The organism is Chryseobacterium nepalense, from assembly GCF_023195755.1.
Taxonomy (GTDB): domain Bacteria; phylum Bacteroidota; class Bacteroidia; order Flavobacteriales; family Weeksellaceae; genus Chryseobacterium; species Chryseobacterium nepalense.
On sequence record NZ_CP096203.1, the window covers coordinates 2,575,675 to 2,590,400 of the forward strand.

14 protein-coding genes, 3 tRNA genes and 1 pseudogene are annotated in these 14,726 nt (G+C 34.2%); 5 read left to right on the plus strand and 13 right to left on the minus strand.

What is annotated here, in order from left to right; translation table 11 throughout:
* Window positions 1–40: 40 nt before the first annotated feature.
* From M0D58_RS11350 to M0D58_RS11360, 3 genes are all read right to left on the minus strand, one after another.
* A complete protein-coding gene (locus tag M0D58_RS11350) occupies window positions 41–931 on the minus strand; it encodes a DMT family transporter (protein ID WP_248389321.1) in 891 nt (296 codons plus the stop codon).
* On the minus strand, window positions 921–1,571 hold the full coding sequence (gene aat, locus M0D58_RS11355; protein WP_248389323.1) for a leucyl/phenylalanyl-tRNA--protein transferase: 651 nt from the start codon (window positions 1,569–1,571) through the stop codon (window positions 921–923). The genes M0D58_RS11350 and aat overlap by 11 nt, the downstream gene beginning before the upstream one ends.
* Window positions 1,572–1,634: 63 nt before the next feature.
* A complete protein-coding gene (locus tag M0D58_RS11360) occupies window positions 1,635–2,012 on the minus strand; it encodes a DUF3127 domain-containing protein (protein WP_066438267.1) in 378 nt (125 codons plus the stop codon).
* Window positions 2,013–2,191: 179 nt separating this feature from the next.
* Here M0D58_RS11360 and M0D58_RS11365 point away from each other — a divergent pair.
* From M0D58_RS11365 to M0D58_RS11375, 3 genes are all read left to right on the plus strand, one after another.
* Window positions 2,192–2,273 (plus strand) — tRNA-Leu (locus M0D58_RS11365).
* Window positions 2,274–2,279: 6 nt separating this feature from the next.
* A tRNA-Gly gene (locus M0D58_RS11370) sits at window positions 2,280–2,355 on the plus strand.
* Between the two features lie 5 nt (window positions 2,356–2,360).
* A tRNA-Leu gene (locus M0D58_RS11375) sits at window positions 2,361–2,444 on the plus strand.
* 116 nt (window positions 2,445–2,560) lie between these two features.
* Here M0D58_RS11375 and M0D58_RS11380 read toward each other — a convergent pair.
* From M0D58_RS11380 to M0D58_RS11425, 10 genes and pseudogenes are all read right to left on the minus strand, one after another.
* Window positions 2,561–3,148, minus strand: a complete 588-nt coding sequence (locus tag M0D58_RS11380) for an HlyD family secretion protein (RefSeq protein ID WP_248389325.1) — start codon at window positions 3,146–3,148, stop codon at window positions 2,561–2,563.
* Between the two features lie 65 nt (window positions 3,149–3,213).
* The gene (locus M0D58_RS11385; RefSeq protein WP_248389327.1) at window positions 3,214–3,738 is read right to left on the minus strand and encodes an HlyD family secretion protein; all 525 of its coding nucleotides are present in this window, start codon (window positions 3,736–3,738) and stop codon (window positions 3,214–3,216) included.
* Window positions 3,739–3,916: 178 nt separating this feature from the next.
* Window positions 3,917–6,108: pseudogene (locus M0D58_RS11390) on the minus strand (peptidase domain-containing ABC transporter).
* Between the two features lie 144 nt (window positions 6,109–6,252).
* Window positions 6,253–7,080: a GLPGLI family protein gene (locus M0D58_RS11395; protein WP_248389329.1), complete on the minus strand. Its 828-nt coding sequence runs from the start codon at window positions 7,078–7,080 to the stop codon at window positions 6,253–6,255.
* Window positions 7,058–8,155 carry a grasp-with-spasm system SPASM domain peptide maturase gene (gene gwsS / locus M0D58_RS11400; protein WP_248389331.1) on the minus strand — a complete coding sequence of 366 codons (1,098 nt, stop codon included), beginning with the start codon at window positions 8,153–8,155 and terminating at the stop codon, window positions 7,058–7,060. The genes M0D58_RS11395 and gwsS overlap by 23 nt, the downstream gene beginning before the upstream one ends.
* On the minus strand, window positions 8,152–8,352 hold the full coding sequence (locus tag M0D58_RS11405; RefSeq protein WP_248389333.1) for a hypothetical protein: 201 nt from the start codon (window positions 8,350–8,352) through the stop codon (window positions 8,152–8,154). Before M0D58_RS11405 ends, gwsS begins: the two co-directional genes overlap by 4 nt.
* Window positions 8,342–9,250: a grasp-with-spasm system ATP-grasp peptide maturase gene (gene gwsG, locus M0D58_RS11410; RefSeq protein ID WP_248389335.1), complete on the minus strand. Its 909-nt coding sequence runs from the start codon at window positions 9,248–9,250 to the stop codon at window positions 8,342–8,344. The genes M0D58_RS11405 and gwsG overlap by 11 nt, the downstream gene beginning before the upstream one ends.
* Window positions 9,251–9,335: 85 nt before the next feature.
* Window positions 9,336–9,830 carry a hypothetical protein gene (locus M0D58_RS11415; protein ID WP_248389337.1) on the minus strand — a complete coding sequence of 165 codons (495 nt, stop codon included), beginning with the start codon at window positions 9,828–9,830 and terminating at the stop codon, window positions 9,336–9,338.
* Between the two features lie 50 nt (window positions 9,831–9,880).
* On the minus strand, window positions 9,881–10,075 hold the full coding sequence (locus M0D58_RS11420) for a hypothetical protein (protein ID WP_248389339.1): 195 nt from the start codon (window positions 10,073–10,075) through the stop codon (window positions 9,881–9,883).
* Window positions 10,076–10,299: 224 nt separating this feature from the next.
* Window positions 10,300–12,063 carry a helix-turn-helix domain-containing protein gene (locus M0D58_RS11425; RefSeq protein WP_248389341.1) on the minus strand — a complete coding sequence of 588 codons (1,764 nt, stop codon included), beginning with the start codon at window positions 12,061–12,063 and terminating at the stop codon, window positions 10,300–10,302.
* A 130-nt stretch (window positions 12,064–12,193) separates the two neighbouring features.
* Between M0D58_RS11425 and M0D58_RS11430 the strand changes: the two genes are divergently transcribed.
* Together M0D58_RS11430 and M0D58_RS11435 are read left to right on the plus strand one after the other, a co-directional pair.
* Window positions 12,194–12,406, plus strand: a complete 213-nt coding sequence (locus M0D58_RS11430; RefSeq protein WP_248389343.1) for a hypothetical protein — start codon at window positions 12,194–12,196, stop codon at window positions 12,404–12,406.
* A 114-nt stretch (window positions 12,407–12,520) separates the two neighbouring features.
* On the plus strand, window positions 12,521–14,725 hold the full coding sequence (locus tag M0D58_RS11435) for a prolyl oligopeptidase family serine peptidase (protein WP_248389345.1): 2,205 nt from the start codon (window positions 12,521–12,523) through the stop codon (window positions 14,723–14,725).
* Window position 14,726: the final 1 nt, after the last annotated feature.

The following is a 14,726-nucleotide window of genomic DNA, read 5'->3' on the forward strand; positions in this document are numbered from 1 at the left end:
ACTCACTTACAATAAAAATAAATCCCGCATTTCGCGGGATTTATTTGTTTATAACATTAGGTTTACTTCTCAGAAAGATAAGTCCGGCAATAATAACTCCAGCTCCTGCAAACTGTAGCGAAGTAAGCTTTTCGCCGTCCAGAATGCCCCAGATGATCGCGACAATAGGCATCAGCAAAGTGACTGTTGAAGCAAACAAGGGAGAGGAAACTTTCAGGAGACGGTAATTCATCATCATCGCCAGTCCGGTTCCGAAAATCGACAGTAAGCTTACGAACATTAATCCTGTAAGATGATCTTTATCTAAGCTAAAGGTTGAAAAAAATCCGGTAAAGGTAAGAGCGATCACAGAAGGTAAAAACAAAACAAACGTAAAAACGAAGGCAGATAATACTGTCGAAGAAATTTCCATTAATTTTGACTTTACGGTCGTTGTGCTTACTGCATAGCACAAAGTAGCTAGTAAGAGCAATAAAATAGGAATAAGCTTAAAAGTTCCGCTTTCTGCATCCCCTCCGAAAGCAAGGATACAAACGCCGGTAAAACTTATGAATGTTCCCGTAATCTGTCGCCTCGTAGTACCAAAGTTCCATACCAGCGCACCCACTATTATTACAAAAATCGGCATCATGGAATTCACAATTCCGGCAATACTGCTGCTGACTTCTGTTTCGGCGATAGGAAACAGAAACATCGGAATAAAATTTCCTGTAAAAGCTGCCAGCAAAAGCCACTTCAGATGTTTTTTGGGGAAAAGTTTGTATTTTGAGATCGCAATCGGCATCAGAATGATTCCGGCAATCAATACCCTTAAAGCACCCACCTGATAAGGACTGAAATGTTCCAGGGATTTTTTAATCAAAATAAAAGACGATCCCCAGATCATGCTCAGGAGAATCAGAAGAACCCATTTTTCTCTATCAGTATTCATTGTTTTTATGTAAAATTTTCAGGAATTCCCGCTTGGGAATCATTTTTGCGCCAAGACTTTCCAGGTGATCGGTATGGGATTGGCAGTCGATGAGCTCCAGCTTGTTTCTATATTTTTGAGCAAAATGGATAAATCCCGCTTTCGACGCATTGCTCACTTTGGAAAACATGCTTTCTCCACAGAACACATTACCGATCTGAAGGCCATAAAAACCACCCACCAGCTCTTCGTTTTGCCAGACTTCCAGACTTTTTGCCAATCCATAATCATGAAGCTTGATGAAAGACTCCATCAGTTCATCCGAAAGCCAGGTTCCGGATTGTCCTTTACGGCTGATATCCCGACAGTTTTTGATAACTTCTCGGAAGTTTGTGTTTTCAGTGAAGGTAAAGACGTTTCGATCCAGTATTTTTTTCATGGATTTTGAAACCTTTATTTCCTCGGGAAAAAGGACAAATCTTGGGTCCGGACACCACCAGAGAATCTCTTCCCCCGGATTAAACCAGGGAAATATGCCCAATTGATAAGCAAACCATATTCTTTCTACCGAGAGGTCTCCGCCAAAAGCAATGATCCCTTCGTGGCCGTCGTACAGCTCCGGATCAGGAAAAGAAATCTCGTTTTCGTCTAGTCGAATCATTTTTGGGAAAAAAAATCCCACTTAAGAAAGCAGGATTTGTATTTCAATCGTATTTTTTAATTATTAGAAAGGCAAATCATCATCATCGTCTCCGGCGAAAGGATTTTCGTTGGAAACTGAAGATGCAGATTGTGAAGGAGCTGCCTGTGTAGGTTCTGAAGCATTATCAGAAACTTTCTCCACTCTCCATCCTGTAATGGAATTGAAGTATTTTGTTTCGCCCTGCGGAGAAACCCATTCTCTTCCTCTGATGTTGATTCCTACTTTTACATTTTCACCTTCTTTCAGGTTATCCAATAAACTGATCTTATCAGACAAAAATTCTATGTTTATCGGCTGTGGATACTGCTCCTGGGTTAAAATAACCATTTCTCTTTTTTGGAAACCGCTCGCAAAAGTCTGAGCATCAAAAAGTTTCTTTACCGTTCCTTGTAATTCCATATCATATTAATTAACGATGTAAAAGTAATAAAATGAAATGTAATAAAGGGGGTCGGGGATAAAAAATGTAAAAATTTTAATTTTTTCTTCTGAAAAGTTTGGAGGTAAAAGAATTTATCCTATCTTTGCACCACTGAAAACGAGAGAAGATCATTAAAAATCAGTAAAACAAAAAACACGCGGATGTGGTGTAATTGGTAGCCACGCCAGACTTAGGATCTGGTGCCGAGAGGCGTGGGGGTTCGAGTCCCTTCATCCGCACAGTTTGCGAAAATAGCTCAGCTGGTAGAGCACAACCTTGCCAAGGTTGGGGTCGCGGGTTCGAATCCCGTTTTTCGCTCCACGCCTGCCCTGGTGGTGGAACTGGTAGACACGCAGGACTTAAAATCCTGTGCCTCTTTTGGCGTGCGGGTTCAAGTCCCGCCTGGGGTACTAGCTGAAAGATTCAGCATACAGCTCTCTTTTTTAAGAGAGCTTTTTTTATGCCTGAAAGTGAAGCTTATCTAAAGAAATAATATTCCGGTCATCTTTACAAACAAACATCCTCTTTACCTTTGATACCCCAATAATTTTCTGATTTGGTAGAAGAATCTTTCGATGAGTCTGAGGTCTTGTGTTACGATTTCGGCATTTCCTTTTAATTCTTTATCGAAGGGAAGCGTTTTATTGTAGGAAGTTTTCAGACCTTTAGGGAGTGCTACATCTACGTAGTAGTTTCCTTCTTTGTCTGGAGAGAGGGAGATGTTCTGGACTTTTCCTTCCACGATGCCATATTCTTGGTATCGGTAATTATCGAGCTTGATGAGCACTTTCTCCCCGGTAATGATTTTCCCTGAATTCGTTGCTGGAACAGACATTCTTCCCACCAGTTTTTCTCTGTTGTCCGGGAGGATAGATAAAATGGCATCTCCCGCCTTTACAAACTGGTTTTCCCCGAAGAACTGCTGAAAGCTGGCCTCACCATCGGTATTGGAGATGATCAGGTAATTTTGTTCCCACTGTTTGAGGGATTTCCTGAGCTGCTCAAAAAGCTGTAATGTCTGTGAAGAATAGGTAATTTTGTCTTTTTCGGTATTGATTATCGTTCCGCTTTTTGTTTTATTGACATTAGAGATTCCTTCTTCGATCTGGGACAAGGAAATATTGATGTTTTCCAGGTTCTGCTGCGCCTGGAGGAATTTAATTTTCTCATTTTCCAGTTCTACGGCAGCAATAACCCCTGGTTAAACAATTCCTGTGAGCGCTGGTAATTTTTTCTGGTGATTTCATACTTTGCCTGTTCGAGGCTTTTCTGTTGTTTAAGGGTTGCGATTCTCACTCTGTATTCGGAGAGGCTCTGGTTGGCGGCAATATTTTCAGGGGCATAAGGCTGTAACCTTGTAAACAAGGCTTCATCCTGAAACGCCTTTGCAAAACTGTTGTAATCGCCCTGCAGTTCCCCGAGTTTAAAATGGGAAGTTTCGCTGAGTGGAAATCGGGCCAGCTGATCCGGTGTAATAGAGTCTACCAGCTTTTTCAGCTGTAGGATGTCTTTATAATTGGCCGTTGACTGCATCACCATCAGGACTTCATTTTTTTTAACATGCTGATGGTCTTTGATGAATATTTTTTCAATTTTCGAATTGGTACGTGCCTCGAGCTTTTCGGGCGGATTCTGTGAGGTAACCACAATAGAAGCGGGAATAAATTCCGGATAGCGTATGATATAGCTCATGATGAGAATCATCACCAGGATTAAAAAATAATGGTGTTTCCCCAGCGGATCATCCAGTGAGGCGGCTGGGTAAGGATATCCTGAACGCTTTCAGAACGGAGTTCTATATTGTCTAAAATGTCTTTCTTCGTTTCCAAAATATGTTGTATTGTAAAACTTTGTCAAAGCTTGGGAACTTTAACAAAGTCCATTAATTTCCAAGTTCCAATTGATTTTTTACCAGACGGTAATATTCTCCTTTTAAAGCCACGAGCTGAGCATGGTTTCCTTCTTCCACCACTTTTCCTTTGTCTAAAACAATGATTTTATCGGCATGTTTTACAGTGGAAAGCCTGTGGGCAATTACCACGGCCGTTTTACCTTTAAAAAACTGCTCTAGGTTTTCCATAATTACCTTTTCATTATTGGCGTCCAGTGCGGAGGTGGCTTCATCGAAGAAAATATATTCCGGGGATTTGTATACGGCCCTTGCGATGAAAAGCCTTTGCTTTTGTCCGCCGCTTACTCCCAGGCCTTCATTTCCGATCTTGGTATTGTAGCTTAAAGGAAGTTCTTCGATAAAATCTTTGATATGGGCTATTTCTACTGCTTTACGCAGTTTTTTCTTATCAGGATAATCTTCACCCACCGCAATATTGTTGGCAATGGTATCATTAAAAATATAGCCCTCCTGCATCACCACTCCGCAATGATCCCTCCAGAAACGGGGAGAAATATTTTTAAGCTTGGTGTTATCCAGCCTTATTTCCCCTTCATTGGGTTCATAAAACTTCATCAGGAGCTTGAGCAGGGTTGTTTTCCCGCTTCCGCTGGCCCCAACAATGGCGGTAGTTTTCTGATAAGGAATATTTAAATTTAAATTTTCAAAAACATGCGCTTCTGAACCGATATAGCGGAAAGAGAGATTTTCAACTTCAATATCCTTTTGGGGAAGATCATGGGTATATTGCTCGTCCGGATTTTCCTCATCGTCTTTATCATGAATTTCGCCCAGTCTTTCGAGTGAAATTTTGGCATCCTGGGATTGTTTGATAAAATCGATAAGCTGCAGCAAAGGGCTGTTGAGCTGTCCGATGATGTACTGCACGGAGAGCATCATTCCCAGCGTTAAATTTCCGCTTAACACCAGTTTTGCAGAAAGAAAGCTTACCAGGATATCCTTCATCTGGTTGATGAAATTTCCTCCCACGGACTGCCACTGCTCCAGGGATAGAGATTTGATCCGGATTTTAAAAAGCTTTACCTGGAGAAACTCCCAGTCCCAGCGTTTTTGTTTTTCGGCATTGTGCATTTTAATTTCCTGCATGCCGTTGATAAGCTCAATCACTTTGCTCTGTTCCTGGGAAACCTGGGAAAATCTTTTATAATCGAGTTCTTTTCTTTTTTTCAGGAAAAAGCTGATCCACCCGATATAAGCTGCCGCACCCACCAGGTATACAACAAACAGCCTGTAATCATAAAACAGAAGGACGATGCTGAATATAATGAGGTTCACCAGGGAAAAGAGCGTGTTAAGCGAAGAGCTGGTTAAGAGCTGCTCGATCCTGTGATGATCATTAATCCTCTGCATGATATCTCCCGTCATTCGGGTATCAAAAAAGCTGATGGGCAGCTTCATGAGCTTGATAAAGAAATCGGAGATAATGGAAATATTGATCCTTGCGGAAAGGTGCAGTAAAATCCAACTCCGGATCACCTCGATTCCCATTCTTCCGATAAAGAGCATGATTTGGGCGAGAAGGACCAGGTAAATGAAATTCAGGTCCTGGTTCTGGATGCCTACGTCTACGATGCTCTGGGTAAGGAAAGGGAAAATCAGGGACAATAAGCTTCCTGCCAGAAGTCCTATGGCCAGCTGGATGACCAGGGATTTGTATTTTAAGAGATATTTTGAAAGAAAGGAAAAGCTGGCTTTGCTTTCTTTATCGTCAAATTCGGTCTGGAAGAACGCAGGGGTTGTTTCTAAAATCAAGGCAATGCCTTCTTCTGTTTTTTCATTGGCGTTTTCACCAATCCAGAGCTTGATGAATTCCTGCGGAGCGTAGGTAATGAGCCCGTAGCTTGGATCGGAAATATATACTTTTCTGTTTTTGTCAATTTTATAAATGACCACAAAATGGTTTTTGTTCCAGTGCACAATGCAGGGAGGGGTACTTCTTCGGCCAGGATATTGAAGTCGATCTGAACGCCCATGGAACGGAATCCCAAATCTTCGGCAGCATCACTTAGCCCCAGAAGGCTGCTTCCTTCGCGGGTGGTCTCCGAGAGGTTGCGGATCTGCTGCAGGGAAATGGTTTTACCATAGTATTTGCTGACGATACGAAGGCACGTAGGTCCGCAGTCTTTGGAATCAGGCTGAAGGTAAAAGGGAAAGGATTTCAATTTTTAATCAATTTATATGCAATAAATGGCGTCATTCTGGCAACTACTTTTTAGAATATTTTTTAATCTTTAAAAACAAACAATTTGTTGAAAAAATAAACTGCAGCTATAAATATAAACGGATATTAATGAATATCAATGATTTTAAGGGTACTTTATTGCATCAGCTAATTCTATCGGATTATTGTTTTTCTTAATGTATTGCTGTTCATTTTTTGTAAGCTCCTTGTAATCAGGCTTAAATGGTTTGCCGTTTTCATCTTGCCAGAGAACTTTTATATTTCCTGTTTTCATTTCTCTATATGGGTCGTTGTAATGATCAATAAGAACTTTTGCAAGTTGTTTCTTTGTTACTTCCAGGAAGGGTGTAGAGAAAAAAATTATATCTGTAATCTCATCTTTTTTTATTCCTGTAAAGCTGAATTCATAATTATTTTTAGTGTCTTTCATATAAATAATCAGTCCGGGTAATCCATTGAAAATAGATGGACCTTCCTGTAAAGATATATCAGATGTAAACCATATTTCCCAATTACGACCAGAATAACTTAATGATGCTTTCTGACAGGTATAACCAGCAATGCTTTTTGTTTCAGGCATTATTTTCCAGTCAAAATCTGGAGCTTTTTCCGATAGCTGATATAGATCACTGAATAAAGAGGTAAATTTTGATAATTTTTTTGTCTTAGAATCCTTTATAATCATAAAGGCATAGTCATATTTAATCTGGCTCTTAACTCCTTTCTTTCTATTTTCAATTACTGTGGAATCATTTTCAAATTGCTCTTGAGAATAAAATTTAGATTTATCGTCTTTTATCAGTAAGATCATATTTTTATTTTTAATCTCTTCTTCTAATGAATCTGTTTTGTAATTCATACGATAATATACTTTGTAATTTTGTGCAATCGACTGATTAAAAATTAATGTTATAAGAACACATAATGTTTTAAATAATATTTTCCAGTTCATAGTATTGTATTGCTTTTTGTTTTAAAGGATTGGTACTCCATTCTTCCCATTCTCCTGTGTATGGATTGTAGCCGCATTTTAAAGGTTTTGAAGTGTCTAATCCTTCTTTATTAATATGGCTGCATTCTGTGTACGCTCTGCAATCTGTACAGATGTAGCGGAACTCACAGTCTTTGCAGACTTCAATCTGGTCTTTGGTAAGATTCCAGTATTTTTTGAAATCAGATTGCTGTAACGCTTCTTCTAATGTTGTGTCTTTTATATTGCCGAAACTTTGTGGCATAGAAGGGCAGTTTCTGATATTTCCTTCTGCGTCAATTGATATTTTTTTGTGGAGACAGGAGTTATGATGGTGAGATTCGGAAACTATTCTTAAATTAATTGTGCTCATATTTTCTGCTATTTCTCCACAACTTTTACAATTATGGATCTTTTTTTTATGCAAAAAAATCTTATCTGAAGACATTTTGTCTACATTTTTTTCTGTGTAATTATAAATATCTATTTGTGTAATAATATTATAATTGTGCAGTATTTTAGCAACTTTATAGCAATTAAAATTTAAGAAGTCATTTTTTACTAGGATAATTTGAATATCTTTCAAGAAGTTATCTCCTGACTTTGAAATTTTATCTATGAAATTTATCAATATTTTAATATCATTTATGTAAAAAATTCTAATTTGTAAACTTTGTACGCGTAGCTTTTCAAAATCATATTCAATTTTTTCTAAATATGATAGATTAGATTCAGCATCTATGTCTATGATTGTGTTTATTATTCCAAACGGCTGCTTATATTGTAAATTAATTTTAGGAAATGATGACGCCTCTTCTTCGTCCAAAACTTCAAAAATTAATTCATCTTTTAACAGAAATTTTTTATAAGCGTTGATTATTTTTACACTTTCTGGGTATATTTTCTTTAATAATTCGAAATCTATAATGATATTATCGATTAAAATATTAGCAAAGTCATTGGGTATATAGTAATATAAATTTCTTGTTGTATCCAATAGCAATGTTCTCACATGACCCTTGCACAGAATAATATCACTAAATAGTTTATATGTCATAATTTTGATATGGGCTTATATAGTTTTCTTGAAAATATAATAGAATTTTTTATTTTATTATGTCCTTTAATTTGTAAATTCTCATTATTATCAAGAATATTTTTCTTCACTTTTAATTTTTCTAAATCGAGTAGTATAAAGCTTGCATTGATTTTTTTTAATTTATTTTTTAACAATGCTTCATGATTATTCTGCATATAATTTATTTTTTAAGTGTAATACTAATTCTTCTTCAATAAAATAATTACACGGATATGAAACCATCCCAAATTGACCCACCGGATTGACCTCTAAAAAATAATACTGATTATCATAGCTTTTAATCAAATCAATAGAGCCCATCGTCAGATGTAATTCTTTCATCAGATTTCTCAACATATCCTCTATTTTTTGAGGAAGTTTAAAAGGGATTCTTCTATTAGGTCGTTTAAAGTCATAATTTCTAAAATCAACCTTTGTATGCTTATTTTTATTGGAAAAAATTGCCATGGAATAAAATTTACTTTCTAAAAAAAACACTCTAATTTCAAATCTTTTTTTTATTTCCTCCTGAAAAAGAGAATTTGAAAAACTTTTCCCGGTACTTTTTATATCCGAAACTTTTTTTGTATGGGTGACAAATATTCCACCTTCTTTAGCATTAAAGCTTGTCGCCTCATATATAGGCTTAGTAATTAGATCTTTTTCAATATTTTGTAAGGGATGCAAATTATTTGCTATGTATGTTTCTGGAATGGTCAATCCTATCTTTTTTGCAATTTTTAGAACGTGCATTTTTTCTACGGACAATATATCTTTATAGTAATCATACCATTTCCAATTGGGATAGAAATCAAACAATATTCTTAAAAATTTATTAGTTTCTGCAAAAATGAATTTTGAAAGAGTAACAGCATTATGATCAATTATACCAGCCATTTTTGTAATACTTTCACTGCTTTGGTCAATAAATCTCCGACACCATACGATCTTAATTTCCTCTAAATTGACTTTATGATTTAGTAAGACATCGGTTATTATTATTTTTTCAGATTGAAAATCAATAAAGATATTGTATAGTTTAGGATTATTTATTTCATCTATATTAAGTCTCACATAGGTAATTTTGTGAAAATCCAACCAGCAACATATATCATTAGTTGTTTCATCAAAAAAAGATTTGAAATTATTAAGATTTTACTCATAAGATAAGACCTTTAAATTCTTGATCGGCATATAATTCTATGTCAAGGTCGTAGCTTAATTTTAGTGCTTCAGTAGATTTATTTTTTCTGCAAATTTTTATTTCCTTCACGACAAAAAGATAATTCTGGTCTTTATAAGAAAAATACCTTTTCAGCATCTTTTTTTGCATTCCAATATCTTCAATATTATCATAGCAGAGGTATTTTTTGCCATCATCAGTTGTAATCAATTTACTTTTTTTCTCTGAAATGTCAGGAAGACTTTTTATGAGAAATAGTGAGGTAATAATATTATTACCACAATAATTATTCACTATTGATTTTTGTCGATTGCTGAAAATTCTTTTTCCATAACTTTTATGAAAATAATACTTAGAATTTTTCCTGAGACCTAAACTTTTGAATGCAACAGCATTTTTATGGTTCTTTATAATATAACTGAACTTTTCATCTTTTAGAGCTGTAACCTCTGTAGATGTTTTACATGCCATAAGAAAGGTGGCTACGGCAAAAGCCGCAACCAACCTGTTTGTGATGTTATTTAACATGCCCAATCACTGTCATCACATGTTCCGTCATTCGAAGGATGAGCATCTCCCTTTCTTCCTGTCATTACAAGCGTGTCACATCCAGAAGATATAGTACTGGAACCAGGGTTTGATAGCCCTCCTTTTACTGCGATTAAATCATTCTTTTTGATTTTTTTGCTATTTAATGACCCTAATGTTTTTTTCATTTTTGTTGATTTTTTAAAATTAAAGATTTTGTTTGCCGTATAAACCCCGGCATGGGTTTTTGCTGATCAGCGGTTTTGATTTATACTTTTGCAGTGCGCACTTACAAAAAATAAACATTTGTGTTTTTTGTTGAAGCAAAGATGCAGGAAGTTTGATGGACTGTACAAGTAAATACTTTATAAATTCATGAATCTATGCTTATAAATTCATAAAATTATAAGTATTAATTGATTGATATACTGTGTTTTATTTGACTGTTTTCTGCTTTTTCAATTTCTTTTAAGTAGGTTGTAAGCGGTGTTCCTGTTTTCTTTTTAAATGCTAGAGTAAATGCCTGCTCGTTATTATATCCCAACTCTTCAGCAATAAATGGGACTTTGTAAGAACGGAATTTTTTATCTCTTGCAAGCCTTTTAATAGCATAATCTATTCGTAAGTCATTCAGATAAGCTGCAAAGTTTTTTCCTTTATGTGTGTTAATGATTTCAGACAAATATTTGGAATTAGTTTTAGTTTTTTTAGCAAGGTTTGATAACGTGATTCCTTTTTTTAGAAAGTTCTCTTTATTCTCAAAAATGGCTAGTTCCTTAAGAATGTTTTCAACAACATAATCAGGTATAATATTGCTGGTTTTACCTATTATATCTTCTCGTTCTGTAGTATCGCCAGGACTATCGTCGTTCCGGGAATTATCTTTATTTAATACTACTTTATTTTCATTTACTGACCGTATCAGTTCTTGCGCAATTTTTCTACTTCGTTTTTCTGCTTTTTTGGAAAGAAAATATAATGGAATTAATATACTCATACCGAGTAACAAGATTCCGGCAATTACATAGGAAGTCGTTCTTTTGTGTTCTATTTCACTAATAATATTTTCTTTTTCCTGTAGAAGTTTAGGAGCCTCATACCTTCTTGGTAACTCCCTTGAGATGTATCTGAACTTAGAATCCAGCTCTTTATATATCGTTAAAAACCGTTCGATATAATAAAGTTGTTTTTCCTTATCATTTTTGCTTTTATAATATTCAATAAGATATGGATATACTTCTTTAAGTTCTGGGAAAGTAGTATGTGTTTTTTGAACTATGGAATCAATTTTTATAAAATATTCAACAGCTTTCTCTATTTCTTGCAATTGAGCATGGGCTTGTCCCAAATATAATAATGTATAACTTGAGTTTAAATCATCAGATTTTTTTAAAAAGTATGTTTTGCATTTATTTAGATTATTAATAGCTAGTTTGTATTGTTTTGACTTTAAGTTATATAAACTCAGAAATAATAAATATTTATTATATCTTTCAATGTCTTTTTTTTCAGAAGTATTCTTTAATCCTTCATGTATTAATTTTATTGCAGGTTCAAGCTTATTAATATCTAATAGAGTACTTGCTAAGTTCAGCCTTACATGTTCATGTTCACTATCGCTTAGGAAATCTCCGTTATCATAGTAGTATTGCAGTACTTTTTTTGCTTCTGCATGTTTTCCTATATAGTTGTTGAGATATGCAATATAAATCTCTGCGATAGCAATATGCCGCTTGTTATCTTTTTCTTTTGCATATTTTAAAGCGGTTATAAAGTTATTTAATGCCAGCTTTTCTTTATCATAGTCATAATATATCCGCCCCTTTAATAAATAAATTCTGGTAGGATAGTTTTCTTTTGGTAAATATTTTTCAAAAAGGACTAAACTATCGATGTATTGTAATGAACGTTTAAAAGGCTGGTCATAATGAAGCATTACATAACCTTCTGCGATGTGATTATTATTTTTTTCTGATTTAGCTTTTAGCAGATAATATTGAGCAATCAATTTAGCTTTATCAATTTTATTACTTTCCTTGAAATCATAAAATTTCTCTTCAAGTTCAGAATAATTATAAGTGGCTAAAGTGTCATTGAGAATCTCGTTTTTCTCAGCATGTAACATATTGTTTATAGGCCACCCTATGAGTAATATATAGATTAGAGATTTCATCATTTTTTATAAGTGCTTTGCAAAAGTATTGCTTTTCTATAATCAGTAATTATTTTTCATAAAAAAATTACATTTAAACCTGTTAATTTACTGATTATAAATTATTTATTTATATTAAATGATTTATAAATTCATGAATTTATTGATTAAATATTTTATATTTCAAGAAAATCTAACTTTATTTGTATCACAAATTTTAATTTTTATAATGATGAAAAAACAAACACAAACTAAAAAGCTGGTGTTTAAAAAATTACAGCTTACTAAAATTAATAATCTTCAGAAAATTTTAGGAGGTACTCAATTTAACCAAAACTTAGAACTAGAAGGTGGCGATGGTTGTTAAGTACCCAGAGAATGCTAGTAAACAGAAAGATGACTCCTTACATATTTAATATATTCTATTGCATTATCTAGAAATAGTACCTATAAATACTTCTAATTGCATATCTAAATCAACATGAAAATTAAAATATTTGTCATCTCTTTCTTTTCGATTGTATTGATTAATGGTCAGAAATATAATCTTGCCCCATCAAAATCATTTGCAGATGAATATTTTGGGACTAAAATAATTGATGATTATAGAAACTTGGAAAATTTACAAGATGAGCAGACAATATTTTGGATGAAGTCTCAATCAGATTATACTAGTTCATTATTAGCTAAAATTCCAAATCGGAACTATTATTTAGATAAAAGATTGGAATTTGATAAAAGACAAGGTTATTCTATATCTGATTTAAGAATAACAGGGAATGACAAATATTTTTATTTAAAGAGAAACGCAGGAGAAAAAACAGCGAAATTATATTATAAAGAAAGTTTTTTAGGAGAAGAAAAATTATTATATGATCCTTCATCTTTTATCTCTTCATTTAATGAAGATGGCACAAAAGAAGCAACTCATGAATTTATTATTAATTTGATAAGCCCTAGTTGGGACGGAAACAGAATTGCTATCTCTTTATCTGAAAAAGGAAAAGAGTTATCAGAAATTATAATATTGGAGGTAAAAAATAAATATATTTATCCTGAAGTTATTAATCAGTCAAATCCTTCCAATATTGGAGGGATTAGGTGGTTAGAAGACAATTCCGGGTTTTTTTACGTTTATTATCCTGTTACAGATACAAAATCTCAATTGTTTAATAAAAATACCCAGTCGGTATTATATAAAATTGGAAATAATCCAAATAACAGAAAGGTTGTTTTTTCAAATATGAATAATCCCGATCTTAAAATTGATAAAGAAGTTTTTCCTTCAATACTTGCTTTTAATCCTGATGATGCTTACTACATCGGAATACTGGTAGATTCGGAAGATTTTAGAAGAACATTTATTATTAATAAAAAAGATTTATTAGCCGGAAAAAAGAATTGGAAAAAGCTATATGATAAGGATAGTAAAGTGCACAATATTAAATTAATAGGTGAAGAAATTACTTTTCTCTCAGGATATAATTCTTCTAATTATAAATTATGTAAAACAAGTGTTAAAAAGCCTAATTTCATAAATCCACAAATACTTGTAGGTGAAAAAAAAGATGAAGTTTTCAACAGTTATACAATTACCAAAGATGGAATTTATTTTACTACCACGAAAAATGGTGTTGAAGCAAAATTATACTTGTATAAAAATGGTAAGGAGATTCCTATAAAACTTCCTTATGTATCAGGAGATATTGTTTTGTCATCAAAAGGAAAAGACTTCTCTGATATATGGGTAAGCTGTTCCGGATGGGCAAATGATGAGCAACGGTTCAAGTATAACCTAAAAACGAATGATTTTACTTTGGAAAATCTTGCTCCAGTTATTGAATATCCTGAATTTAAAGATATTGTTGTAGAGGAAACTACGGTGAGATCCTACGATGGGGTAGAAGTTCCTTTATCTTTAATATATAATAAAAATATAAAAAGAGACGGGACAGTTCCAGTATTGATGAATGGTTACGGTGCATTTGCAGAATCTTATTCTCCGTATTTTTCTATTAGTTATTTGCTTTGGGCAAATCAAGGAGGCATGATAGCAGTGCCCCATGTCAGAGGAGGAGGAGAAAAAGGAGATCAATGGCACATTGATGGACAGAAAATGAAAAAACCTAATTCATGGAAAGATCTTATTGCCTGCGCAGAATATCTAATAAAAAATAAATATACCTCATCACAAAAAATAGCCTTATTAGGCGCAAGTGCAGGAGGTATTTTAATGGGGCGGGCTGTTACTGAAAGACCGGATTTATTTGGTGCGGTTATTATTGAATCAGGAGTGTTAAATACAATAAGAGTGGAGCAAAATGGTACAGGAGGAACTACCGTAAAAGAATATGGTGATCCGAAAGATTCTGTTGAATTTAAAGGTTTACTGGAAATGGACGCTTATTATCATATTACAAATGGACAGAAATATCCTGCCATGCTTATTACAGCAGGAATAAATGACCCAAGAGTTAAACCTTGGATGTCTACAAAATTTGTGGCTAAGCTTTTAGCAAATGATATTTCATCTAATCCTAAATTATTAAAAATAGATTATGAGGGAGGGCATGGAAAAGACATTTCTATTGTAAAGAGATATGCCGGAATAGGTGATATTTTTGCTTTTGCTCTCTGGCAGCTAGGACATCCCGATTACCAACCCAAAGAAAACCCAAAAAAATAAC

Coding starts and splice junctions, on each gene's coding strand:
- M0D58_RS11350 (WP_248389321.1), bottom strand. CDS start 931: ATGAATACTGATAGAGAAAAATGGGTTCTTCTGATTCTCCTGAGCATG.
- aat (WP_248389323.1), bottom strand. CDS start 1,571: ATGATTCGACTAGACGAAAACGAGATTTCTTTTCCTGATCCGGAGCTG.
- M0D58_RS11360 (WP_066438267.1), bottom strand. CDS start 2,012: ATGGAATTACAAGGAACGGTAAAGAAACTTTTTGATGCTCAGACTTTT.
- M0D58_RS11385 (WP_248389327.1), bottom strand. CDS start 3,738: ATGATTCTCATCATGAGCTATATCATACGCTATCCGGAATTTATTCCC.
- M0D58_RS11395 (WP_248389329.1), bottom strand. CDS start 7,080: ATGAACTGGAAAATATTATTTAAAACATTATGTGTTCTTATAACATTA.
- gwsS (WP_248389331.1), bottom strand. CDS start 8,155: ATGACATATAAACTATTTAGTGATATTATTCTGTGCAAGGGTCATGTG.
- M0D58_RS11405 (WP_248389333.1), bottom strand. CDS start 8,352: ATGCAGAATAATCATGAAGCATTGTTAAAAAATAAATTAAAAAAAATC.
- M0D58_RS11415 (WP_248389337.1), bottom strand. CDS start 9,830: ATGGCATGTAAAACATCTACAGAGGTTACAGCTCTAAAAGATGAAAAG.
- M0D58_RS11420 (WP_248389339.1), bottom strand. CDS start 10,075: ATGAAAAAAACATTAGGGTCATTAAATAGCAAAAAAATCAAAAAGAAT.
- M0D58_RS11425 (WP_248389341.1), bottom strand. CDS start 12,063: ATGATGAAATCTCTAATCTATATATTACTCATAGGGTGGCCTATAAAC.
- M0D58_RS11430 (WP_248389343.1), top strand. CDS start 12,194: ATGAATTTATTGATTAAATATTTTATATTTCAAGAAAATCTAACTTTA.
- M0D58_RS11435 (WP_248389345.1), top strand. CDS start 12,521: ATGAAAATTAAAATATTTGTCATCTCTTTCTTTTCGATTGTATTGATT.